The sequence below is a fragment of the Luteimonas sp. R10 genome, from assembly GCF_045689605.1.
Lineage (GTDB): Bacteria > Pseudomonadota > Gammaproteobacteria > Xanthomonadales > Xanthomonadaceae > Luteimonas.
The window spans coordinates 2861917-2884799 of the sequence record NZ_CP141262.1; the positions used below are offsets into that span (position 1 = coordinate 2861917).

Annotated in this window: 18 protein-coding genes and 1 other RNA gene; 4 read left to right on the forward strand and 15 right to left on the reverse strand. The window is 69.8% G+C overall.

The window, feature by feature from the left end:
• Positions 1-89 precede the first annotated feature (89 nt).
• From greA to hrcA, 8 genes are all read right to left on the reverse strand, one after another.
• Positions 90-578, reverse strand: a complete 489-nt coding sequence (greA, locus tag U3649_RS12565; protein ID WP_407351659.1) for a transcription elongation factor GreA — start codon at positions 576-578, stop codon at positions 90-92.
• The gene (gene carB / locus U3649_RS12570) at positions 575-3820 is read right to left on the reverse strand and encodes a carbamoyl-phosphate synthase large subunit (protein WP_407351660.1); all 3246 of its coding nucleotides are present in this window, start codon (positions 3818-3820) and stop codon (positions 575-577) included. The genes greA and carB overlap by 4 nt, the downstream gene beginning before the upstream one ends.
• A gap of 1 nt (position 3821) precedes the next feature.
• Positions 3822-4943 carry a glutamine-hydrolyzing carbamoyl-phosphate synthase small subunit gene (gene carA / locus U3649_RS12575; protein ID WP_407351661.1) on the reverse strand — a complete coding sequence of 374 codons (1122 nt, stop codon included), beginning with the start codon at positions 4941-4943 and terminating at the stop codon, positions 3822-3824.
• 405 nt (positions 4944-5348) lie between these two features.
• A complete protein-coding gene (gene dapB, locus U3649_RS12580; RefSeq protein ID WP_407351662.1) occupies positions 5349-6065 on the reverse strand; it encodes a 4-hydroxy-tetrahydrodipicolinate reductase in 717 nt (238 codons plus the stop codon).
• A gap of 91 nt (positions 6066-6156) precedes the next feature.
• Positions 6157-7293 (reverse strand): molecular chaperone DnaJ, encoded by a 1137-nt coding sequence (gene dnaJ, locus U3649_RS12585; protein WP_407351663.1) that lies wholly within the window; start codon positions 7291-7293, stop codon positions 6157-6159.
• Between the two features lie 127 nt (positions 7294-7420).
• Positions 7421-9355 carry a molecular chaperone DnaK gene (dnaK, locus tag U3649_RS12590; protein ID WP_407351664.1) on the reverse strand — a complete coding sequence of 645 codons (1935 nt, stop codon included), beginning with the start codon at positions 9353-9355 and terminating at the stop codon, positions 7421-7423.
• A 187-nt stretch (positions 9356-9542) separates the two neighbouring features.
• Positions 9543-10079, reverse strand: coding sequence for a nucleotide exchange factor GrpE (grpE, locus tag U3649_RS12595; protein WP_407351665.1), 537 nt, complete (start codon positions 10077-10079; stop codon positions 9543-9545).
• 222 nt (positions 10080-10301) lie between these two features.
• On the reverse strand, positions 10302-11357 hold the full coding sequence (gene hrcA, locus U3649_RS12600; RefSeq protein WP_407351666.1) for a heat-inducible transcriptional repressor HrcA: 1056 nt from the start codon (positions 11355-11357) through the stop codon (positions 10302-10304).
• A 292-nt stretch (positions 11358-11649) separates the two neighbouring features.
• On the opposite strand from hrcA, the gene recN reads away from it, so the two are divergent.
• Positions 11650-13311: a DNA repair protein RecN gene (gene recN / locus U3649_RS12605; RefSeq protein WP_407351667.1), complete on the forward strand. Its 1662-nt coding sequence runs from the start codon at positions 11650-11652 to the stop codon at positions 13309-13311.
• A 232-nt stretch (positions 13312-13543) separates the two neighbouring features.
• On the opposite strand, the gene fur is transcribed toward recN, so the two are convergent.
• Positions 13544-13948, reverse strand: coding sequence for a ferric iron uptake transcriptional regulator (fur, locus tag U3649_RS12610; RefSeq protein WP_149193531.1), 405 nt, complete (start codon positions 13946-13948; stop codon positions 13544-13546).
• A gap of 118 nt (positions 13949-14066) precedes the next feature.
• Here fur and U3649_RS12615 point away from each other — a divergent pair, with 118 nt between their 5' ends.
• Positions 14067-14456 carry an outer membrane protein assembly factor BamE gene (locus U3649_RS12615; RefSeq protein WP_407351668.1) on the forward strand — a complete coding sequence of 130 codons (390 nt, stop codon included), beginning with the start codon at positions 14067-14069 and terminating at the stop codon, positions 14454-14456.
• Positions 14457-14494: 38 nt separating this feature from the next.
• Here U3649_RS12615 and U3649_RS12620 read toward each other — a convergent pair whose 3' ends face one another.
• Both U3649_RS12620 and U3649_RS12625 read right to left on the reverse strand, forming a co-directional pair.
• Positions 14495-14770: an RnfH family protein gene (locus U3649_RS12620; protein WP_407351669.1), complete on the reverse strand. Its 276-nt coding sequence runs from the start codon at positions 14768-14770 to the stop codon at positions 14495-14497.
• A complete protein-coding gene (locus tag U3649_RS12625) occupies positions 14770-15201 on the reverse strand; it encodes a type II toxin-antitoxin system RatA family toxin (RefSeq protein WP_407351670.1) in 432 nt (143 codons plus the stop codon). The genes U3649_RS12620 and U3649_RS12625 overlap by 1 nt, the downstream gene beginning before the upstream one ends.
• A gap of 60 nt (positions 15202-15261) precedes the next feature.
• Here U3649_RS12625 and smpB point away from each other — a divergent pair, with 60 nt between their 5' ends.
• Positions 15262-15756, forward strand: a complete 495-nt coding sequence (smpB, locus tag U3649_RS12630; RefSeq protein WP_407351671.1) for an SsrA-binding protein SmpB — start codon at positions 15262-15264, stop codon at positions 15754-15756.
• A 186-nt stretch (positions 15757-15942) separates the two neighbouring features.
• Here the strand turns inward: smpB and U3649_RS12635 are convergent, their stop codons facing one another.
• A complete protein-coding gene (locus tag U3649_RS12635; RefSeq protein ID WP_407351672.1) occupies positions 15943-18141 on the reverse strand; it encodes a CHASE domain-containing protein in 2199 nt (732 codons plus the stop codon).
• A gap of 127 nt (positions 18142-18268) precedes the next feature.
• Between U3649_RS12635 and ssrA the strand changes: the two genes are divergently transcribed.
• Positions 18269-18625, forward strand: a transfer-messenger RNA (tmRNA) gene (gene ssrA, locus U3649_RS12640).
• Positions 18626-18813: 188 nt separating this feature from the next.
• Here the strand turns inward: ssrA and U3649_RS12645 are convergent.
• The 3 genes from U3649_RS12645 to kdpC form a co-directional block, all read right to left on the reverse strand.
• A complete protein-coding gene (locus U3649_RS12645; protein WP_407351673.1) occupies positions 18814-19548 on the reverse strand; it encodes a response regulator in 735 nt (244 codons plus the stop codon).
• Positions 19545-22199, reverse strand: a complete 2655-nt coding sequence (locus tag U3649_RS12650; RefSeq protein WP_407351674.1) for an ATP-binding protein — start codon at positions 22197-22199, stop codon at positions 19545-19547. Before U3649_RS12650 ends, U3649_RS12645 begins: the two co-directional genes overlap by 4 nt.
• An 81-nt stretch (positions 22200-22280) precedes the next feature.
• On the reverse strand, positions 22281-22883 hold the full coding sequence (gene kdpC / locus U3649_RS12655) for a potassium-transporting ATPase subunit KdpC (RefSeq protein ID WP_407351675.1): 603 nt from the start codon (positions 22881-22883) through the stop codon (positions 22281-22283).

A 22883-nucleotide genomic window follows, 5' to 3' on the forward strand; every position in this document is an offset into this window, starting at 1 on the left:
CCGCGTCGGTCCGCGGCAAGAAAGCTCTCGCCGGACGATGGCAAGGCGCGAGCCGGTCGTGTCGGGCGTCCTCGCCATGCGCGGCAGGCCTAGCCGTAGCGGACCGAAACGATGTCGTACTCGCGGGTGCCGCCCGGCGCCTCGATGGTCACGGTATCGCCCTCGTGCTTGCCGATGAGGGCGCGCGCCACCGGCGAGGAGATCGCGATCAGGCCCTGCTTGATGTCGGCCTCCAGGTCGCCGACGATCTGGTAGCGCCGGATGTGGTCGGGCGCGCCCTGCTCCGACTCGACGTCCTCGAGTTCCACGCGCGCGCCGAAGACGATCTTCGAGCCCGCGTTCAGGGTCGCCACGTCGATCACCTGCGCGTGCGACAGCTCGGACTCGAGCTGCTTGATCCGGCCCTCGATGAAGCCCTGCTGCTCGCGCGCGGCGTGGTACTCGGCGTTCTCCTTCAGGTCGCCGTGCGCGCGCGCCTCGGCGATCGCGTTGATCACCGCGGGGCGCTTGACCGACTTCAGTTCTTCCAGTTCGGCGCGCAACCGCTGCGCGCCCTGAACCGTCAATGGTGCTCTCATCTCTGCCTCAGTTCCTCGTGCAACTCCTGCAGCGACCAGACCGGCCCGCTGCCGCGATACTCCAGAGAATGCAGCAATGCCCGGGCGCCGGCAATGGTCGTGGAATAGGTGACCCGCTGCTGCAGCGCCTCGCGCCGGATCGAGAAAGAGTCGGCGATCGCCTGCTTGCCCTCGGTGGTGTTGACGATATAGGCGATCTCGCCGTTCTTGATCAGGTCGACGATGTGCGGCCGGCCCTCGATCACCTTGTTGATGCGCTCGCAGGCGATGCCGTGTTCATCCAGCCACTGCGCGGTGCCGCGGGTGGCGACCAGCGTGTAGCCGCGCCCGACCAGGTCGCGCGCGACCGGCAGTACCCGCGGCTTGTCGGGATCGCGCACCGAGACGAACACCTTGCCCGAGACGGGCGGCGTGCGAATGCCTGCCGCCTCCTGCGCGCGCGCGAACGCGGCACCGAAGCTGCGGCCCACGCCCATCACCTCGCCGGTCGAGCGCATCTCCGGGCCGAGGATCGGGTCCACGCCCTGGAACTTGGCGAACGGGAAGATCGCCTCCTTGACCGCGTAGTAGTCCGGCACGACCTCCTCGGTGACGCCCTGTTCGGCCAGGCTGCGCCCGGCCATGCAGCGCGCCGCGATCTTGGCCAGCGGCAAGCCGGTGGCCTTGGACACGAACGGCACCGTGCGCGAGGCGCGCGGGTTGACCTCCAGCAGGAAGATCCGGTCGTCGCCGCCGTTGCTCTGGACCGCGAACTGCGTGTTCATCAGGCCGACCACGTTCAGGCCGCGCGCCAGCGCGACCACCTGCTCGCGCAGGCGCGCCTGGGTGGCCGGCGACAGCGAATACGGCGGCAGCGAGCAGGACGAATCGCCCGAGTGCACGCCGGCCTCCTCGATGTGTTCCATCACCCCGCCGATCAGCACCTGGCCGTCGGCATCGGCGATCACGTCGATGTCGACCTCGACCGCGTTGTCGAGGAAGCGGTCGAGCAGCACCGGCGAATCGTTCGATACCTTGACCGCCTCGCGCATGTAGCGCTCCAGGTCGATGTCGGCGTGCACCACCTCCATCGCGCGGCCGCCGAGCACGTAGCTCGGCCGCACCACCAGCGGGTAGCCGATCTCGCGCGCCAGCACCAGCGCCTCCTCGGGATTGCGCGCGGTGCGGTTCGGCGGCTGCTCGAGCTGGAGCTTCTGCACCAGTTGCTGGAAGCGCTCGCGGTCCTCGGCCAGGTCGATCGAGTCCGGCGAGGTGCCGATGATCGGCACCCCGGCGGCCTCCAGCGCCCGCGCCAGCTTCAGCGGCGTCTGCCCGCCGTACTGCACGATCACGCCCTTGGGTTGCTCCAGCTCGACGATCTCCAGCACGTCCTCGAGCGTGAGCGGCTCGAAGTACAGCCGGTCGGAGGTGTCGTAGTCGGTGGAGACGGTCTCCGGGTTGCAGTTGACCATGATGGTCTCGAACCCGTCCTCGCGCAGCGCCAGCGCCGCATGCACGCAGCAGTAGTCGAACTCGATGCCCTGCCCGATCCGGTTCGGCCCGCCGCCGAGCACCATGATCTTGTCGCGGTCGGTCGGCTGCGCCTCGCACTCGTCCTCGTAGGTCGAGTACATGTAGGCGGTGGTGGTGGCGAACTCGGCCGCGCAGGAGTCGACCCGCTTGTACACCGGGCGGATGTCGAAGGCGCGGCGCAGCGCGCGCACCGCGTGCTCGTCGCTGCCGGTCAGCTGCGCCAGCCGGGCGTCGGAAAAGCCCATGCGCTTGAGCCGGCGCAGGCGCGCGGCGTCGAGCGCCTGCAGCCCGGCGTCCGCGACCTCGCGCTCGGTGGCGACCAGTTCCTCGATCTGGTCGAGGAACCAGGGATCGACGAACGACAGCGCGTGCACGTCCTCCACGCTCATGCCGGCGCGGAAGGCATCGGCGAGATGGAACATCCGGTCCGGCCCCGGCTCCTTGACCTCGCGCCGCAGCGCGGTCAGGCCCTCCTCGCTGCCCAGGTCGAGCCCGGTCGGGTCCAGCCCGACCTTGCCGGTCTCCAGCCCGCGCAGCGCCTTCTGCAGCGACTCCTGGAAGCTGCGGCCGATCGCCATCACCTCGCCGACCGACTTCATCTGCGTGGTCAGGCGGGCGTCGGCCTGCGGGAACTTCTCGAACGCGAAGCGCGGGATCTTGGTGACCACGTAGTCGATGGCCGGCTCGAACGAGGCCGGGGTGAGCCCGCCGGTGATCTCGTTGCGCAGCTCGTCGAGGGTGTAGCCGACGGCGAGCTTGGCCGCGATCTTGGCGATCGGGAAGCCGGTGGCCTTGGACGCGAGCGCCGAGGAGCGCGACACCCGCGGGTTCATCTCGATCACCACCACCCGGCCGGTCTGCGCGTTGATCCCGAACTGCACGTTGGAGCCGCCGGTGTCGACGCCGATCTTGCGCAGCACCGCGACCGAGGCGTCGCGCAGGCGCTGGTATTCCTTGTCGGTCAGGGTCTGCGCCGGGGCCACGGTGATCGAGTCGCCGGTGTGCACGCCCATCGGGTCGAAGTTCTCGATCGAGCAGACGATGATGCAGTTGTCCGCGGTGTCGCGGACGACCTCCATCTCGAACTCCTTCCACCCGAGCACCGACTCCTCGATCAGCACCTCGTGGGTGGGCGACAGCTCGAGGCCGCGCTTGACGATGTCCTCGAACTCCTCGCGGTTGTAGGCGATGCCGCCGCCGCTGCCGCCGAGGGTGAAGCTGGGGCGGATGATCGTCGGGTAGCCGACGTCGGCCTGGATCTCCATCGCCTGCCCGAAGCTCCTGGCGACCGCGGCCTTGGGACATTCCAGGCCGATCTCGGCCATCGCCACGCGGAACAGCTCGCGGTCCTCGGCCATGCGGATCGCCCCGCGCGAGGCGCCGATCAGCTCCACGCCGTGCTTCTCCAGCACGCCGTTGTCGGCCAGGTCGAGCGCGCAGTTGAGCGCGGTCTGCCCGCCCATGGTCGGCAGCAGCGCGTCGGGCTTCTCCTTGGCGATGATCTTCTCGACCATCTGCCAGGTGATCGGCTCGATGTAGACCGCGTCGGCCATCTCCGGGTCGGTCATGATCGTCGCCGGGTTGCTGTTGACCAGCACCACCCGGTATCCCTCCTCGCGCAGCGCCTTGCACGCCTGCGCGCCGGAGTAGTCGAACTCGCAGGCCTGGCCGATCACGATCGGCCCGGCGCCGATGATCAGGATGGTGCGGATGTCGCTGCGCTTCGGCATGTCAACGCGCCTCCATCAGCGCAACGAATCGATCGAACAGCGGCGCGACGTCGGTCGGGCCGGGCGAGGCCTCCGGGTGCCCCTGGAAGGAAAACGCCGGCGCCTCGGTCAGCTCGATGCCCTGGTTGCTGCCGTCGAACAGCGAACGGTGGGTGACGCGGACGTTGGCCGGCAGCGTGCTCTCGTCCACCGCGAAGCCGTGGTTCTGCGAGGTGATCATCACCCGGCCGCTGTCGAGGTCCTGCACCGGATGGTTGGCGCCGTGGTGGCCGAACTTCATCTTCACCGTCCTGGCGCCGGCCGCCAGGCCCAGCAGCTGGTGGCCGAGGCAGATGCCGAAGGTCGGGATCCGGTGCGCGATGCACTCGCGCGCCGCGGCGATCGCGTAGTCGCAGGGCTCCGGATCGCCCGGACCGTTGGCCAGCAGCACGCCGTCGGGCCGCAGCGACTGCACCTCGGCGAACGGCGTCTGCGCCGGCACCACGGTGACCTCGCAGCCGCGCTCGGCCAGCATCCGCAGGATGTTGCGCTTCACCCCGTAGTCCCAGACGACGACCTTGAACCGGCGCCCGGGGCGCGCGAACGCGCCGCTGTCCAGGTCCAGCGCGCCCTCGGACCAGACGTAGCGCTCGCGCGTGCTCACTTCCTTCGCCAGGTCCATGCCCTTCAGCCCGGGGAACTTGCGCGCGGCCTCCAGCGCGTGCTCGACGTCGATGTCGCCGGCCATCAGCGCGCCGTTCTGCGCGCCGCGGTCGCGCAGCAGGCGCGTCAGCCTGCGGGTATCGATGTCGGCGATGGCAACCACGCCGCGCTCGCGCAGCCAGTCCGGCAGCGCCCGTTCGCTGCGCCAGCTGCTGGGTCGGCGCGGCACGTCGCGCACGATCAGGCCGGCCGCCCAGGCCTGCGACGCTTCGTCGTCCTGCCCGTTGCAGCCGGTGTTGCCGATGTGCGGATAGGTCAGGGTGACCAGCTGCCGTGCGTAGGAGGGATCGGTCACGATCTCCTGGTAGCCGGTCATCGCGGTGTTGAACACCACCTCGCCGACCGAAAGGCCGGGCGCGCCTGCGGAAATGCCCTCGAAGACGGTGCCGTCCTCGAGTGCCAGAATTGCGGGTTGGGTCACGGCGCTCGCCTTGTGTGGGGAAACCCTGCCCCGCCGACCTGCGGCTGCAGGAAACCGCGGACGTGGCTTCGATCCAGTCCGGGCGGCGGTCATCAGGCGAGCGGGAATTGTACCGATGCCCCCCGCAAAAGGGAACGCCCGTCCGCCTGCTGCGCACGCCGGATTCAGCGACGGGGCGGCGGCCGAACGCTTCGACGCGGCGCCGGATCAGCCCGGCGCCGAGCCGACCTCTGTGGGAAGGGCTCAGCCCCGACCCGCCGAAGATCGCGGCAAGGAGAAACAGGAAACGAGCGGTATCGGCCGGGAAGCCGCGCGCGCGGGCCTTTTCCGCACTTCCGCCCGCTTTCCCGGGGTCGGGGCTGAAGCCCCTCCTGCGAGGCTATGGAAGGCGAACGTCGATACGTCCTAGGCGAACAGCAGATCACGCAACCGGTACCGGCCCGCCGCGCGGCCGTGCAGGCGCACCGCCGCGGCCAGCGCGCCGCGGGCGAAGATGTCCCGGTCGCCGGCGCGATGGATCAGCTCGATGCGCTCGCCGGTGCCGCTGAACTGCACGGTGTGCTCGCCGACGATGTCGCCGGCGCGCAGACTGGCGTAGCGTGCCTCGACCCCGCCCCGCTGCGCCGAGGCGCCGAGCGCCAGCGCGGTGCCCGACGGCGCATCCTGCTTGTGCACGTGGTGGGCTTCGACGATGTCGCAGTCCCAGCCGCGCAGGGCGCCGGCGGCGCGCTCGACCAGTTCGTCGAGCACCGCCACGCCGAGGCTGAAGTTGGCCGCCGACAGCACCGGGATCCGCTTCGCGGCCGCATCCAGCGCGTCCTGCTGCGCCTGCGCCAGCCCGGTGGTGCCGGAAACGAAACCGGCGCCGCGTTCGACGCAGAGCGCGAGAATCGCACCCACCCCTTCGGGCAGGCTGAAGTCGATCGCGACATCGAACGCCGGCACCCCGTGCAGCTCGGTGGTGGCGAACTGCGGCACGCCGTCGATCACGCGCTGGCCGACCGTGCGCGAGACCGCGGCGACCGGCCGGCAGTCGTCGCGCCCGGCGCACAGCCGCAGCAGCGCCCGGCCCATGCGGCCGGAGGCGCCGTGGATCAGCAGTCGGACGGGAACCTCGGGCATCGGCGCAGGCTACCGGCGGCGGCCCGGCCCGACAAGCCGCAAACGGCCCCTCCCCCCGCCGCGCGCGGACGAGTCCGGTACGGCTCAGGGCTCAGGAGGTCATGCGCTCCCAGAAGCCGCGCACGCCGTCGACGAAGGTGCTGGACTTGGGCGAATGACGGCGCGCGGCGCCGTCGCCGGCGAAGGTCGCCTCGAACCGCTCCAGCAGTTCGCGCTGCTCGCCGGTCAGATTGACCGGGGTCTCGACCACGACCTTGCAGAACAGGTCGCCGGGCTTGCGGCTGCGCACCGAACGCACGCCCTTGTCGCGCAGGCGGAATACCTTGCCGGTCTGGGTTTCGGCAGGAACGCGGATCTCCGCCTCGCCGCCCAGCGTCGGCACGCGCACCACGTCGCCGAGCGCGGCTTGCGAAATGCGGATCGGCACCTCGCAATGCAGATCGTCGCCGTCGCGCTCGAAGAACTCGTGCGGACGCACCCGCACCTCGACATAGAGATCGCCGGGCGGCGAACCGCCCGGGCCGGCCTCGCCCTCTCCCGTCAGCCGGATGCGATCGCCGGTATCGACGCCGGCGGGAATCTTCACCGACAGGACCTTCTCGTCCTCCACGCGGCCGGCGCCGCGGCAGGCGTGGCAGGGATTGCTGATCACCTGGCCGCGGCCGCCGCAATGCGGGCAGGCCTGCTGCATGGTGAAGATGCCGCGCTGGATCCGCACCTGGCCGCGCCCGTGGCAGGTGCCGCAGGTCTCGATGCGGCCGTCCTCCGAGCCGGACCCGGCGCAATCCCTGCACGCGGCCAGCGTCGGCAATTCGATGCGCTTCTCGACCCCGGCCACGGCCTCCTCGAGGTCCAGTTCCAGCACATAGCCGACGTCCGCGCCGCGGCGCGGACCGCCGCGCGTCGCACCGCCGCCGAAGATGTTGCCGAAGATGTCGCCGAAGATGTCGCCCATGTCGGCGAAACCGGCACCGCCGGGGCCGGCGTTGCCACCGCCCATGCCGTGCTCGAACGCAGCGTGCCCGTACTGGTCGTACATGCGGCGCTTGCCGCCGTCGGACAGGACTTCGTAGGCCTCCTTGCATTCCTTGAACGCCGCCTCGGCATCCTTGTTGCCGGGGTTGCGGTCCGGGTGATGCTTCATCGCGCAACGGCGGTAGGCCTTCTTCAGCTCCTCCTCGCTCGCATTCCGCGGCACGCCCAGGATTTCGTAGTAGTCGCGTTTCATGGAGCCGGGATTGGGGATTCGAGATTAGGGATTGGCAAAAGCGGAAGCACTGCCGCCACGGGCCAGGACTGGAACGGACAGCAAGAGCGGAGCCGAAGCCCCGCTTTTTCGAATCCCGAATCCCAAATCACGAATCCCGGCCCTTATCGTCGTCCTTGACTTCGGTGAACTCGGCGTCGACCACGTCGTCCGCCTGCCGGGCCTCGGCGTTGCCGGCGCCGCCGTCCGCGCCCGCCTGCTCGGAGGCCGCGGCGGCGGCGGCGAACAGCGCCTGCGCCGCTTCCTCCAGCGCCTTGGTCTTGGCTTCGATCTGGCCCTTGTCGTCGCCCTTCATCGCCGTTTCCAGCTCGGAGATCGCGCTCTCGGCGCGGCCGATCGCGTCGCCCGGCACCTTGTCGCCGTTGTCCTTGATCGCGCTGCGGGCGCTGTGGATCAGGGCGTCGGCCTGGTTGCGCGCCTGCACCAGCTCCTGGAACTTCTTGTCCTCCTCGCGATGCGCCTCGGCGTCGGACACCATGCGCTGGATCTCGTCGTCGGAGAGGCCGGAGCCGGCCTTGATCTCGACCTTCTGCTCCTTGCCGGTCTTCTTGTCCTTGGCGTGCACGTGCAGGATGCCGTTGGCGTCGATGTCGAACGACACCTCCACCTGCGGCATGCCGCGCGGCGCCGGATCGATCCCGGTCAGGTCGAACTTGGCCAGCGACTTGTTGAAGCGGGCCTGCTCGCGCTCGCCCTGCAGCACGTGCACGGTCACCGCGGACTGGTTGTCCTCGGCGGTGCTGAAGGTCTGCGAGGCCTTGGTCGGGATCGTGGTGTTCTTCTCGATGATCTTGGTGAACACGCCGCCCAGGGTCTCGATGCCCAGGCTCAGCGGGGTCACGTCGAGCAGCAGCACGTCCTTGACGTCGCCGGCCAGCACCCCGCCCTGGATCGCGGCGCCGATCGCCACCGCCTCGTCCGGGTTGACGTCCTTGCGCGGCTCCTTGCCGAAGAACTCGCCCACCGCCTGCTGCACCTTCGGCATGCGGGTCTGGCCGCCGACCAGGATCACCTCGTCGATCTCGGACGCGCGCACGCCGGCGTCGTTGAGCGCGGTGCGGCACGGCTCGATGGTCTTCTTCACCAGGTCCTCGACCAGCGCCTCGAGCTTGGCCCGGGTGAGCTTGATGTTCAGGTGCTTCGGGCCGGAAGCGTCGGCGGTCACGTATGGCAGGTTGACCTCGGTCTGCTGCGAGCTCGAAAGCTCGATCTTGGCGCGCTCGGCCGCGTCCTTCAGGCGCTGCAGGGCCAGCGGATCCTTGCGCAGGTCGATGCCCTGGTCCTTGTTGAACTCGTCGACCAGGTAGTCGATGACGCGCTTGTCGAAGTCCTCGCCGCCGAGGAAGGTGTCGCCGTTGGTCGCCAGCACCTCGAACTGCTTCTCGCCGTCGACCTCGGCGATCTCGATGATCGAGACGTCGAAGGTGCCGCCGCCGAGGTCGTACACGGCGACCTTGCGGTCGGCGCCGGTCTTGTCGAGGCCGTAGGCCAGCGCCGCCGCGGTCGGCTCGTTGATGATGCGCTTGACCTCGAGCCCGGCGATCCTGCCGGCGTCCTTGGTCGCCTGCCGCTGCGAGTCGTTGAAGTACGCCGGCACGGTGATCACCGCCTCGGTGACCTTCTCGCCCAGGTAGTCCTCGGCGGTCTTCTTCATCTTCTCGAGCACGCGCGCGGAGATCTCCTGCGCCGACAGCTTCTTGCCGTCGGCGGTCGCGACCCAGGCGTCGCCGTTGTCGTGCTTGACGATCTTGTAGGAGACCAGGTCGATGTCCTTCTGCACCTCGGCGTCGTCGAACTTGCGCCCGATCAGGCGCTTGACCGCGTAGAAGGTATTGGCGGAGTTGGTCACGGCCTGGCGCTTGGCGGACGCGCCGACCAGCACCTCGCCGTCCTTGCTGTAGGCCACGATCGACGGCGTGGTGCGGTCACCCTCGCTGTTCTCGATGACCCGGGTCTTGCCGCCTTCCATGATCGCCACGCACGAATTGGTCGTGCCGAGGTCGATGCCGATGATCTTTGCCATGAGTGGTTCCCTCTGGATTTCTGGTGCTATGCAATGGGGCTGGCGGCCCTGCCGCCGATGGGGGCTATGTGGGGGGGGCGGCCCTCCCCTTCAAGGGCCGTCGCCCCGTAGAGCGGAGCTTGCTCCGCTGCTCCCGGCCCCGAAGCCCGGAGGCAGCCGAGCAGGCCCGGCTCCACGCGGACGGGCCTCAGTCGTGCTTGGCGACCACCACGAGCGCGGGTCGCAGCAGCCGTTCGTTCAGCTTGTAGCCCTTCTGGAACAGCTGCACGATCGCGCCGGGCGCGACCGCCTGCGACTCGACCACGCTCATCGCCTGGTGCCGCTCGGGATCGAAGGCCTCGCCGATCGCCGGCGCCACCTCGACCAGGCCGTTGCCCTCGGCCACCTTGTGCAGCTGGCGCAGGGTGAGTTCCACCCCGGCCTGCAGCGGGTCGCCCTCCGGCGCGTTCGCGAGGCCCGCTTCCAGGCTGTCGAACACCGGCAGCAGGTCGCCCAGCAGGCGCTCGTTGGCGAAGCGGCGGGCCGCCTCGACATCGCGCGCCAGGCGCTTGCGCTGGTTGTCCAGGTCGGCGCGCTCGATCAGCGACTGCGCCCGCAACTGCTCCAGTTCGCCCTGCAGCGTCTCGATCCGATCCTGCAGTGTGGCTTCCGCCTGGTCGGCGCCCCGCGCCCGATCCTCCGGCGCCTGCCCGCCGGCCTCGTTTTCGTTCGGTTGGTTGCTCATTTCCCGTTCCGTGGCGGTCGTTCGGCCGCCGCAGTGCGCAGCAATGGGGTTGGACGAGCGGGATTCAAGGGCGCGCGGTGCGCGAGCGGACATGCTGTTCGCGACGCGGGCGGACCCTGGTGCGCCGCCCCGTCATCCCCCGTGTAGAGCGGAGCTTGCTCCGCTGCTCCGGCTCCGGAGCCCGCACCGCGGCGCAAGCTCCGCTCTACGGGGGGCGGGAAATCAGCCGCCGCGCGAGGACTCCAGCGCGGCGCCGAGCACGTCGGCCGTGGCCTGCACCACCGGGATGACCCGGTCGTAGGCCATGCGGGTCGGCCCGATCACGCCGAGCACGCCCAATACCTGGCCGGAGGAGCAGTACGGCGCCGACACCAGCGAGACGCCCTCGAGCGGGGCCAGGCCGGTCTCCTCGCCGATGAAGATGCGCACGCCGGGCGCGCCGGCGGTGCGCTCGAGCAACTGCAGGATCTCGCGCTTGCGCGTGAACGCGTCGAACAGGTCGCGCAGCCGGTCCAGGTCCGACAGGTCCTGCAGCCCCATCAGCCGGGTCTGGCCGGCGACCACCATGTCCTCGCCGCCCTCGGGCGCCAGCGCCTGCTCGGCCAGTTCGACGGTATGCGCCAGCAGGTTCTCCATCTCGTTGCGCGCCGCGCGCATCTCCTGCAGCAGGGTGGCGCGGATGTCGGCCAGCGAACGGCCGGCGAACTGGGCGTTGAGGTAGTTCGCCACGCGCTCGAGCTCGCCCGGATCGTAGCTGCGGCGGGTCTGGATCAGCCGGTTCTGCACCTCGTTGTCGGCGAACACCAGGATCGCCATCACCCGCTGGCTGTCGACCGCGACGAAGTCGATGTAGCGGAACGCGAACTGCTCGCGCCGCGGCACGCTGACCACGCCGACGAAGTGGGTCATCGCCGAGACCAGTTCCGAGGCGCTGCCGAGCAGCGACTGGGTGCCGATCCCGACCGGCAGCTCGCCGCGCAGCCGCGCGACCTCCTTCTCCGGCAAGGGCTTGAGCTGCAGCAGCGAATCGACGAACACCCGGTAGCCCTGCGCGGTGGGCACCCGCCCGGCCGAGGTGTGCGGCGCACTCAGCAGGCCGCTGTCCTCCAGGTCGGCGAGGATGTTGCGGATCGTCGCCGCGCTGACGTCCAGGCCGGCGTGCCGGGCCAGCGTCTGCGAACCGACCGGCTCGCCATCGCGAATGTGACGCGCGATCAGCGTCCGCAGAAGCTGCCGTGCGCGCGGATCGAGCCTGTGGGCAGCGTCGGTGGCGTCCATGGCGACGGTGTACTAAGGACGGTGCGAAAAGTCCAATCCGGCTGCCGGCGGCCTCCGGCGCCGATCCGGGGTGACGGCTGGGAAGGCCGTTTGGCCACGGATCGACGCCGACGAACGCGGATGTGACTGTTTCTTAAGAGCTTCGTCAGTTCAGCTTTCGCGGCCCGTCAGCGGCGGCCGCCCCCGAGTCGCATCGGTTGCGACCGGCGGCGGCGAGGATGGCGGCAGTCGCCGTCGGGCCAGGCCTGCCGACGCTTGGCCCGGACCCGTCACGCGCTGCACAATCCGCCCCATGCTCACCCATCTCGCCATCCGCGATTTCGCCGTCGCCAGCGCCACCGAACTCGAATTCGGTCCCGGCATGACCGCGATCTCGGGCGAGACCGGCGCCGGCAAGTCGCTGCTGGTCGACGCGCTGGGTTTCCTGTCCGGCCTGCGCGCCGACAGCGGCATGGTCCGGCACGGCGCGGCGCGTGCCGAGCTGAGCGCCGAATTCGACCTCGGCGACGCACCGGCGGCGCTGGCCTGGTTGCGGGCGCAGGAATTCGACGACGGCGACGCCTGCCAGCTGCGGCGCACCCTGCGCGCCGACGGCGGCTCGCGGGCCTGGATCAACGGCCGCCCGGCGACGCTGTCGCAGCTCGGCGAACTCGCAGGCCATCTGGTGGAGATCCACGGTCAGCACGAACACCAGGCGCTGCTGTCGCGCGGCAGCCAACTGGCCCTGCTCGACGCCTATGGGCGCCATGGCCCGCTGCTCGACCGGGTCGCGGCGGCGGCGGCGGCCTGGTCCGGCCTGCTGCGCGAGCGCGAGACGCTGTCGCACGGCGGCGACGTCGGCGAGCGCCGCGACTGGCTGGCGCACCAGCTGCAGGAACTGGAGAACGAGGCGCTGGACGCGGACGCCATCGCCGAGCTGGAGGCGGGCCACCGCCGCCAGGCCCATGCCGCGGCCCTCATCGCCGCCTGCGAGGCGACCCTGGCCGCGCTCGGCGAGGAGCATTCGCTGTCGCGCCAGCTGCAGCGCCTGCGCAGCGAGCTGTCGCGGGTGCAGGAGCACGAACCGCGGCTGGGCGAGGTCGACGCGATGCTCGAGGCCGCCGGCATCCAGCTCGACGAGGCGCAGCTGCTGCTGCAACGGCTGCGCGACGACCTCGACCTCGATCCCGGTCGGCTGGAGGAGTTCGAGCGCCGCCTCGGCCGCCTGCACGATCTCGCCCGCAAGCACCGCGTCGCGCCGGAATCTCTGGCGACGCACCGCGATGCCCTCGCCGCGGAACTCGATGCACTGGAACACGCCGGTGCGCGCCTCGGCGCGCTCGACGGCGAAATCGAGGCGGCCGCGGCGCATTGGCGCCGGGCCGCGGCGGCACTAGGCCAGGCCCGCAGGAAGGCCGCGGACGATCTCGGCCGCGCCACCACCGCGCTGATCGCGGAGCTCGGCATGGGCGGTGGCCGCTTCGAGATCGGGATCGAACCGCAGCCGGAATCGCGCCCGGATCCGCAGGGCGGCGAGCGGGTCGAGTTCCTGGTCTCCGCCAATGCCGGACAACCGCCGCGCCCGCTGCGCAAGGTCGCTTCCGGCGGCGAGCTGTCGCGCATCTCGCTGGCGATCGAGGTCGCGGCACTGGGGCTGGACGCGGTGCCGACCATGGTGTTCGACGAGGTCGACTCCGGCATCGGCGGCGCTGTGGCCGGGATCGTCGGCCAGAAGCTGCGCGCGCTGGGCGAGAGCCGGCAGGTCCTGTGCGTCACCCACCTGCCGCAGGTCGCGGCGCAGGGGCATGCGCACTACCTGGTCAGCAAGTCGGCCGATTCCGGCGTGACCGAGAGCGAGGTGCGGCGGCTGGATGTCCGCCAGCGCCAGGAGGAACTGGCGCGGATGCTCGGCGGCGTCGAGGTCAGTCGCGAGGCGCGGGCGGCGGCGAAGCGGCTGCTGGCGGAGGTTGTTTGAGGGCCGGGATTCGGGAATCGGGAATCGGGAATCGGGACGGCAGCATCACGCTCACCGGCAGCCTGTCAACCGTCATCCCGGCGCAGGCCGGGATCCATGTCGGACCTCACGGGAAACGCTGAGGTGAAGGTGGATGACCCGCCTTCGGCGGTTGAAGCACTTCGGCCTACGCCTGGATGACGAGCAAGGGCACGTCGCTTTTTTCGCGCCTTCTTGAGCCCGAAGTCCCGCCCTACTTCTTCTTGCGCACGTACAGCACCAGCGAATGGTCCTCGAGCACGAAACCGTGCCGCTCGGCGATCTCGCGCTGCAGGCGTTCGATCTCGGGACTCTCGAACTCGACGATCTTGCCGCTGTCGACATCGACCATGTGGTCGTGGTGGCCGCCGCGGTCGAGCTCGTAGATGGCGTGCCCGCCCTCGAAGTTGTGCTTGAGCACCAGGCCCGCGGCCTCGAACTGCGTCAGCACCCGGTACACCGTCGCCAACCCGATCTCGTCGCCCTGCTCCAGCAAATGGCGGTAGATGTCCTCCGCGGTCATGTGGTGCTGGGGGGTCTTCTGTTCGAGCAATTCGAGGATGCGCATCCGCGGATGCGTCACCTTCAGCCCGGCCTTGCGCAGGTCCAGTGATTCCATGGCGTCTCTTCATCGGCGGCGCGCCGGTCAGCGGGCGCTGAACGCCGGCCGCGCGGCCGCGGTTGCGGCGGTCGCGGTGAGTGTATCATCGGCGCGTTTCCATTCGGCCCGCGAGTCCATGCGCAAACTCCTGCTTCCCCTCCTCCTCGCCAGCGCCGTCGCCGGCTGCGGCATCGTCTACAAGCAGCCGATCTACCAGGGCAGCCTGCTCGAGGAGTCCGCGGTGGAGCAGCTGCAGGCCGGCATGGACAAGCAGCAGGTCATGGCCCTGCTGGGTTCGCCCTCGATCGCCGACCCGTTCCACCAGCAGCGCTGGGACTACACGGCCTCGCAGCGCACCGGCCGCCTGGGCCGGACCGAGGTCAAGAACCTGACCGTGTGGTTCGAGAACGACGCACTGACGCGCTGGGAGGGCGAGTACTTCCCGGAGCAGGACGAGGCACTGGCCGGCGAGATGCGCCGGGTATTCGGCAACTTGCCGCGCGAGCGCAACGAGCGCCGCCGCTGACCGTCGGGGCGCCGGCGACCGGCTCCATTCCGACGCGTTCAGCGCGTCTCACTCGAGCGTGGACGCTGCGCCCGGCGCCGCCGGCTCTCCTTGGGGTCGGCCTGTAGCGGGCGCAGGAGTTCCACCCGATCGCCGTCGCGCAGTGCCGTGCCCGCAGTCGCGCGTTCGCCGTGGATCGCGTAACCGTCGCACTGCCCGGGATCGAATCCCGAGGCGGCCACCGCATCGGCCACCGTCGCCGGTTCCGCCAGGCCGACCCGGACCGACTCGAAGCGCCGCGGCCAGGCGCGGATGACCTCGACCTCGATCGCCATCAGCCGTCGCCGCGATCGGCCACGCGGATGAAGTCGTCGACCATGCGGTCGGCCAGGCCCTGGAAACCCAGGGTCAGCGCCGGCGTCAGCAGCCGGCTCCGCGGCTCGAACTCGAGCGTCAGCGTGACCTTGCAGGCCGACTCGTCGAGGGCATGGAACTCCCAGCGCCCGTCCAGGCGCCGGAACGGGCCGTCGCGCAGGCGCATCTCGATGTGGTGCGGCGGCGACAGCGTGTTTTCGGTCACGAACCAGGTGCGCAGGGAGCCGAGCCCCAGATCCAGCCGCGCGACCAGCCGCGACGCGTCCGATTCGAGCACCTCGGCCGCATCGCACCAGTCGAAACGCCGCGGATAGGCGGCCACGTCGTTGACCAGCGCGAACATCCGCGACGCGGAGTGTTCGACCAGGGCACTGCGTTGGATCTTCGGCATCGAGTACTCGTGTGTACGGGCATATCAAAGCACCCGCGGTTCGGGGACAATAGGTCCGCTATGGTGAAGAAAGCAGGCAAGGATAAGGCAAACGGCGGCGGGACCATCGCGCTGAACAAGCGCGCGCGCCATGAATACCACCTGGAGGACCGGTTCGAGGCCGGCCTGGCGCTGCAGGGGTGGGAACTCAAGTCGATCCGCGCCGGCCGCGCCAACATCGGCGAGAGCTACGCGATCGTGCGCAAGGGCGAGATCTTCCTGTTCGGCGCGCAGATCGTGCCGCTGATCTCCGCCTCCACCCACGTCGTCGCCGACGCCCAGCGCACGCGCAAGCTGCTGCTGCACCGGAACGAGATCGACCGGCTGATCGGGCACGTCGAGCGCGACGGCTACACCCTGGTGCCGACCGCGCTGTACTGGAAGGGCAACAAGGTCAAGGCCGAACTGGCGCTGGCCAAGGGCAAGCAGAAGCACGACAAGCGCGACAGCGAGCGCGAGCGCGACTGGAACCGCGAGAAGCAGCGGCTGCTCAGGCGCCACAACAAGGACGCGTGAGACGGACTCGGGACAGGCCAAGGATCCGCCATCCCAGCGCAAGCGGGGATCCATGGTGCTGTTGGCGGTTCAAATGCAACCTCAAAAGCAACTGCGAGATCGAAATGGATCCCGGCCTGCGCCGGGATGACGGTTGGCGGGCTGTCGGCGAGTACGATGCCGCCTGCCTGCGTCCCGAGTCCCCTCTCACTCGTGGTGCGTCTCCGGCGCGTGCTCCGGCAACGTGAACCGGAAGCAGGCGCCCTGCCCCGGCCGTCCCTCGGCCCAGACTTCGCCGCCATGGCGATCGACGATGCGCTTGACCGAGGCCAGGCCGATGCCGTTGCCGGAGAACTCCTCCTGGCGGTGCAGGCGCTGGAACGGCCGGAACAGCTTGCCGGCGTATTCCTGTGCGAAGCCCGCGCCGTTGTCGCGCACCGTGAAAACGGTGCCGCCGTCCGCCGCCGGTTCGGCGTCGATCTCGATCCGCGCCGGGTCGGCGCCCGCGGTGAACTTCCAGGCGTTGCCGATCAGGTTCTCCAGCAGGTTGCGCACCAGCGCCGCATCGCCGTGGGCGCGCAAGTCCGGCGCGATCGAGACCTCGACCTTGCGCCCGGGTTCCGATTCGCGCAGCTCGGCCACGATCTCCGCGGCCATCCGCGACAGGTCGAGCGGCCCGGGCCTGAGCTCACCGCGGCTGAGGCGCGACATCTTCAGCAACGCGTCGATCAGCCCGTCCATGCGCGCCGTCGCCGCACGGATCCGGGCCAGGTAGTCGCGGCCGGCATCGTCGATCGCGTCGCGGTAGCGTTCGGCCAGCATGCGGCCGAACCCGTCGATGGTGCGCAGCGGCGCGCGCAGGTCGTGCGAGATGCTGTAGGCGAACGACTCCAGCTCCTGGTTGGCCTGTTTCAGCTCCCGCGTCCGCGCCGCCACCCGCAGTTCGAGCATCCGGTTGAGGGCGTGGACCTGGGCCTCGGCCCGCTGGCGCTCGGTCACGTCCTCCACCTGCACCAGGCGGACGACGTCGCTGCCCACGTCGCCCGGCACCGGCGAGTAGGTCAACTGCACGTGGCGAAGCTCGCCGTCCGGCCGGGCCACCTCGCGCGTGGTCCGCACCACGCCTTCGGCGTCCGGCACGTCCTCATGCGCGCCGGTTGGATCGATCAGGCGCTGCCCGAACTCGGTCCCGGCGATCTCCGACGGCTCGGTGCCGAAAATCCGCGCCAGCGCCGGGTTCGCCTCCACCACCCGGTCGTGCCGGTCCAGCAGCGCCTTGCCGATCGCCGAGTACTGCATCGAAGTGCGGAACCGGGATTCGCTGCGCCGGTAGGATTCGCTCATCCGCGCCGCCATGCGCTGGGCATGAGAATGCGTACGCGCCAGCGTCCAGACCACGGCGAACAGCATCAGCGACGCCAGCACCCCGGCGAACACGGTCGCTTGCAGCGCCGGCGACGCGAGCCCGCGCCTGGCGGTAGGCGCGGAACGGAATTCGATGCGCCAGTTGCGCCCGTACAGCTCGCGCTCGACCTGGTGCTTGAGGCGCTGGCTAGACCCTGCCACTTCCGCGTAGCCCGGATCGGCGTACAGCACCGATTCGTCGGCGGCGTCGACGATGCGGAACACCAGCGAGCGCCGCAGCGGCGCCAGCGCCGACTCGACGAACTCGTCGACATGGAACGGCACGTACACCCAGCCCTGCAGGGCGGCGCGGCGGGTCGGGATGTTGGCGGGGAAGCTGCCGGCCCGGTAGACCGGCAGGTACAGCAGCAATCCCGGTCGCGGCGGATCGTCGCGCTGCTGCTGCAGCAGGCGCACGCCCGCGCTCAGGCGCGCGACGCCCCTGTCGCGCGCGGCGCCCATTGCCACCCGCCGCGCCGGATCGGCGTACATGTCGTAGCCGATCGCGGCCAGGTTCTCGGGAGTCTCCGGTTCCAGGTACACGACCGGCCCGTAGTGCGCGCGCGCGCCGTGCGGCGTCACCCGGTAGAACCCGCCCCCGCTTGCGCGCATCTCCAACTGCAGCGCCTCCAGTCCCTGCGGGGTCAGCCAGGCGGCGTATCCCAGACCCAGCAGGCCGAGCGAGCGCCGCTCCAGGCGCAGGCCGTCGACGTAGTCCTGCCACTGCCGCGCGCTCGGCCGGTCGACCGACGCGAACAACGAGACTCCGCCGTGCGCGGTCAATTCGTAGGCCAGCAGCCGCTGCCGCAGCAGCTCCACCACCTGCTCGGCTTCGGCGACGAAGTCGGCCTCCGCCAGCCGCCGCTCACGGTCGCCGGCGCTGCGCGCATACAGCGCGACCATCAGCAACGCGCCGACCAGCACCAGCACCGCGAGCTGGTAGCCGCGCCGCGACTGCAGCGGCTCGCCGTTCATCTCCGTCGCGGGCGGGACGTCTGCCATGGCGCGAGCATACCGGTTCGACCGCCCCCGGTTGCAGTGAACGCAGGCTGCACCGGCCCGGGGCCCGGCGCTTGTTTCGGTCCGCTCCGGCCCTATACTGCCGGGGTCGGCGTGATTTGACGCTCCCGGGGGTGCACTGGCTTCGACGGGGGTCGCGAAATTGCCTGGCGCATGCCGAGGGGGCAGCTTTCCTCGTAAATCCAGCGGCAAACTCATAGTTGCCAACGACGACAACTACGCTCTCGCCGCTTAAGGCGTAGCCCCGAACCCAGCTTGTGTCCGTGCTCGCTGGATGTAGGGTCATCTATCACGGAATCGCCGGGAATGGTTGCCTGTCAGCTCCCGGTCAACACGAAGCAGGCTGGTCCCGGGGTGCGCTTCGCACACCGTGCTGCTCCGGGACGAGATCCAACGGTGAGCTAAGCATGTAGTGCCGGGGATGGAGTGCCTTCGGACGCGGGTTCGATTCCCGCCACCTCCACCAATGCAGGGTCTGAAGAAGACCCTTACAAGCCGAAATTCCTTCTAAACACAGGGGTTTCGGCTTTTTCTTTACCCGATGCTGTACGCCCGGCCCCGTAGCATCCTGGGGTAACTTGGGGGTAGCCGCACGTCTCCATCGTGCAGGAACGAAGCGCCGACTTGCCGCCCCGCAAGCCTGCGCTGCTTCGCTCAAATGCCGGGTTCGGCCTGCGCCACGAGCCTCAGTCCCACGCCGGGCTCCGTCGCGATCCACCGCGGGGACGCCGGATCGTCGCCGAGCTTGTGCCGGAGCTTGCCGACCAGGATGCGCAGGTAGTGATTGTCCTCCTCATGAGTCGGGCCCCACACCTCGCGCAGGATCTGCGGCTGGGTCACGACCCGACCGGCATGTTGTGCCAACAGGACCAGCAGCGCGTATTCCTTGCGGGTCAGGGTGACCGGCTTCCCGGAAAGCGATACTTCCCGATGGGCCAGGTCGATGCGGAGCGTGCCGTCGTCGAAGACCGGCACGGCGTCGCCCTGAGCGGCATGGGTGCGCAGCAGGGCCCGGACGCGCGCCATCAGTTCCTGCATGCCGAACGGCTTGGTCACGTAGTCGTTGGCGCCCGCGTCCAGACCCATGACCTTTTCCCCCTCACCCGAGCGCACGGTCAGCAGGATCACCGGGACGGAAGACCACTGCCTGAGGTCGCACAGGACTGCGTGGCCGTCGCGGTCCGGCAACCCGAGATCGAGGATGACCAGGTCGGCGCCCCGGGTCGCCAGCATTTCCAGTCCTGCACCCCCCGAGTCGGCGAGCGCGACCGCATAGCCCTGTGCCCGCAGGCTGATGTCCAGGAACTTGCGGATCTGCGGCTCGTCGTCGACGACCAGGATCCGCGCGGGGGGCGCGGAACCCGGTGTTGGCGAGGCGGATGAGGTCATGGTGTCGTGCGGGGTCCGGGTTCGATCCGTGGAATCGTAATCCTGATGACGGTGCCACGGCCATCGGCGCCCGGCAGCGCCGCGACGCCGCCGCCGTGCGCACCGATCATGCCCTGGCAGATCGCCAGGCCCAGGCCGGTGCCCTGGCGGCCGCGGTCGCCACGCTCGACGCTGTAGAACATGTCGAAGATGCGCTTGCGCTCCTCGTCGGGGATGCCCGGGCCGCGATCCTCGACATCGATCCGTAACTGCCCGTCGGCGGCGCGGGCATCGACCCGTACAGCTTGGCCCGGCGGCGAGAACTTGACGGCATTCTCCAGCACGTTGAACAGTGCCTGTTCGACCAGGGCCGGGTGCACCCAAAGCGGCGCCAGGTCGGGTTCGATCGCAATATCGAACCGGGCCTTGGGTTCGTAGCGCTGCAGCCTTGCCGCCGCCGATCCGATCAGCTCGTCCACGCCGATCCAGTCGCGGTTGAGGGTCAGCCCACCGTGACCGAGCCGGGTCATGTCGAGCAGGTTCTGGATGTAGCGATCGAGCCGCTCGCCCTCGACCCGGATCGTCTCGAGCAGATCGTGGCGGTCTTCGCGGCTCAGCGCCTCGGCGTAGTTGTCCAGACTGCTGGCCGCGCCGATGATCACCGACAACGGCGAGCGAAGGTCGTGCGACACCGAGGACAGCAGGGCCGATCGCAGCCGTTCGGTTTCGCTGCTCACGCGGGCATCTTCCAGGTCGGCGACCAGCCGGGTGCGGACAATGGACTGGGCGATGTCCTCGACCATCGTCTCGGCGAGGCGGCGCTGCTCGATGCCGAGCCGATGCACCTGCGGTGGAAACCGCAACCCGACCACCCCGCATTCGCTCTTGGCGATTTTCATCGGCAGGAACCACCAGTCCGAGCCGGTGAGGGTGTCGGTGAAGCGGCCGGCCACCTCACCATGCTGGACCACCCAGTCCGCTGCCGCGCGGTCCTTGCCGTCCAGTTCGGGGACGCCTTCTCCTTGCAGGCGCTGGGCACCGGCCTCGATCACGACCCCCGCGTCCAGCGACCGCTGCATCACCTCGCGTCCGGCCTGCAGCACCTGGCCGAGGTCGGCGGCCGTGGCCAGTTGCCGGCCCAGGGTCTGCAGTGTCGTCGCCTGGGCGTTCGCCGCGCGCAATGCCAGCACCTGCGTACGCAGCTTCGATGCCAGCCGCCCCGCCACCAGCGCGGCCACCAGAAACAGGATGACCGTGGTCACGCCCTGCCGCGCGCCGATGTAGAACGTGTAGCGCGGGTCGATGAAGAAGAAGTTGTAGGCCAGGAAGCATAATGTCGCCGCGATCACCGCGGCCGTCATCCGCGTGCGCGCAGCCACCAGCACCACGGCGACGATGAACACCATCGACAGGTCGGTCAGCCCGAGCCAAGGTTCGGCGATGGCGCCCAGCGCGGTCGCGGCAGCGGCGGCGGTTGCCGCCCAGATCGCGTCGTGGCGGCCCGGGTAGCTGCCCAGGTCACGCAGCGAGCGGCGTGCCCGGGCGCGCGCCTCGGGCGGGCTGATGATGGTCAGTTCGAAATGCGCACCGCGCTGGAGCAGTTGCTGGGTGATGGTGCGGTTGAACATCCGCGCGAACGGCCGCTCGCGGGTGCGCCCGAGCACCAGGGTACTGGCGCCGATCCGGCTGGCGTGGTCGAGCAGCGCGTCGACGATGTTGTCGCCATGCAGCGCCGCAGTGTCGCCGCCGAGGCGACGGGCAAGCGCGAACGCGCGGTCGAGTTCGAACTGGCGGATTTCGTCCGGTTGGCCGCCGGCCTGCACGGTCACCACGGTCCACGGGGCGTCACGGCGTTCGGCGAGGCGGCGCACGACGCGCACCAGGTACTCCGATTGTCCGCGGCCGTCGATCGCGACCATCACCCGGCGCCGGATCGGGGTGCCGGGCAGGCCGCGGGCGCTCTGCGCCTCGCGCAGGTCGACGTCGACGCGATCGGCCGCGGTCTGCATCGCCAGCTCACGCAGCGCGGTCAGGTTGCTGGGCGAGAAGAACGCCTTGAGCGCATGCGCGGCCTGGTCCGGCACGTAGACCTTGCCCTGCTGCAGGCGCTCGATCAGCTCGCGCGTAGGCAGGTCGACCAGCACGATGTCGCGCAGGCGGTCGAACATCGCGTCCGGCACGGTCTCGCTGACGCGGATGCCGGTGATGCGGTGGACGACGTCATTGAGGCTTTCCAGGTGCTGGATGTTGACCGTGGTGTAGACGTCGATGCCGGCGTCGAGCAGCTCCACCACGTCCTGCCAGCGCCGTTCGTGGCGGCTGCCCGGTGCGTTGCGGTGGGCCAGCTCGTCGACCAGGGCGAGCTTCGGCTTGCGTTCGAGCAGGGCGTCGAGATCAAGCTCCTCCAGCATCCGGCCGCGGTACTCGATGCGTTTGCGCGGCATGGCCGCAAGTCCTTCGAGCAGACCGGCGGTTTCGCTGCGGCCGTGGGTCTCGGCGATGCCGACCACCGCGTCGACGCCACGCCGCTGCAGCTCGCGTGCGCGGGAGAGCATGGCATAGGTCTTGCCCACCCCGGGCGCGGCACCGAGGAACACGGTCAGGCGGCCCGCCTGCTGGCGGTTCAGTTGGCCCATCAGGGCGTCTGCCTGGGCACTGCGGGAATCGCTCATGGGAGCATTGTGGCGCGAACGAAGGCCTGACCGGGCATGCGCCCGGTCAAGCCGACAGAAGTGGCGCGGTTGGGGGTTGGATCAATCAAGGGCATCGAGCGCGAGGTTGAGCCGGACCACGTTGACCCGGGGCTGCCCCAACAATCCCCAGGTCGGCGCTTCGACCTGCTCCTCGACCAGGGTGGCGACCTGGCTTTCGGCCAGGCCGCGTTCGCGCGCGACACGGACGATCTGCACACGCGTGCCTTCCGGCGAGAGATGCGGGTCGATGCCGCCACCGGACTGGGTGACCAGTTCGCCGGGCACATCCGCTTCTGCAATGCCCTCGCGCTCCGCCACCTCCGCCGTCAGCGCCACGATGCGCCTGCGTAGTTCAGGGTTCGTGCGGGCCTGGTTGCTACCGGACACGCCCATCGGGTCATAGCCAGCCGCCGACGGCCGTGGGTGGAAGTAGCGCGGGTCGGCGAACGGTTGCGCGACCAGGATCGAGGCGCGCGATTGGCCGTCCACTACGACCAGGCTGCCGGTGGCCTGGTGCGGGAACAGCGAGCGCCCGAGTGCGGTACCGGCCAGCGAATACAGCAGGCCGAAGCCGGCCAGGACGATCGCCGCGAACACGATCATCGCGCGTGGTTTGACACGGTCGTCCAGCAGCGTGGCGTGGTGGCACGTGGTTGTTGTCAT

Bases quoted from the DNA above. Each gene is read 5' to 3' on its own strand.
- greA (WP_407351659.1), bottom strand. From the start codon at position 578: ATGAGAGCACCATTGACGGTTCAGGGCGCGCAGCGGTTGCGCGCCGAA.
- carB (WP_407351660.1), bottom strand. From the start codon at position 3,820: ATGCCGAAGCGCAGCGACATCCGCACCATCCTGATCATCGGCGCCGGG.
- dapB (WP_407351662.1), bottom strand. From the start codon at position 6,065: ATGCCCGAGGTTCCCGTCCGACTGCTGATCCACGGCGCCTCCGGCCGC.
- dnaJ (WP_407351663.1), bottom strand. From the start codon at position 7,293: ATGAAACGCGACTACTACGAAATCCTGGGCGTGCCGCGGAATGCGAGC.
- dnaK (WP_407351664.1), bottom strand. From the start codon at position 9,355: ATGGCAAAGATCATCGGCATCGACCTCGGCACGACCAATTCGTGCGTG.
- grpE (WP_407351665.1), bottom strand. From the start codon at position 10,079: ATGAGCAACCAACCGAACGAAAACGAGGCCGGCGGGCAGGCGCCGGAG.
- hrcA (WP_407351666.1), bottom strand. From the start codon at position 11,357: ATGGACGCCACCGACGCTGCCCACAGGCTCGATCCGCGCGCACGGCAG.
- recN (WP_407351667.1), top strand. From the start codon at position 11,650: ATGCTCACCCATCTCGCCATCCGCGATTTCGCCGTCGCCAGCGCCACC.
- fur (WP_149193531.1), bottom strand. From the start codon at position 13,948: ATGGAATCACTGGACCTGCGCAAGGCCGGGCTGAAGGTGACGCATCCG.
- U3649_RS12615 (WP_407351668.1), top strand. From the start codon at position 14,067: ATGCGCAAACTCCTGCTTCCCCTCCTCCTCGCCAGCGCCGTCGCCGGC.
- U3649_RS12620 (WP_407351669.1), bottom strand. From the start codon at position 14,770: ATGGCGATCGAGGTCGAGGTCATCCGCGCCTGGCCGCGGCGCTTCGAG.
- U3649_RS12625 (WP_407351670.1), bottom strand. From the start codon at position 15,201: ATGCCGAAGATCCAACGCAGTGCCCTGGTCGAACACTCCGCGTCGCGG.
- smpB (WP_407351671.1), top strand. From the start codon at position 15,262: ATGGTGAAGAAAGCAGGCAAGGATAAGGCAAACGGCGGCGGGACCATC.
- U3649_RS12635 (WP_407351672.1), bottom strand. From the start codon at position 18,141: ATGGCAGACGTCCCGCCCGCGACGGAGATGAACGGCGAGCCGCTGCAG.
- U3649_RS12645 (WP_407351673.1), bottom strand. From the start codon at position 19,548: ATGACCTCATCCGCCTCGCCAACACCGGGTTCCGCGCCCCCCGCGCGG.
- U3649_RS12650 (WP_407351674.1), bottom strand. From the start codon at position 22,199: ATGAGCGATTCCCGCAGTGCCCAGGCAGACGCCCTGATGGGCCAACTG.
- kdpC (WP_407351675.1), bottom strand. From the start codon at position 22,883: ATGACAACAACCACGTGCCACCACGCCACGCTGCTGGACGACCGTGTC.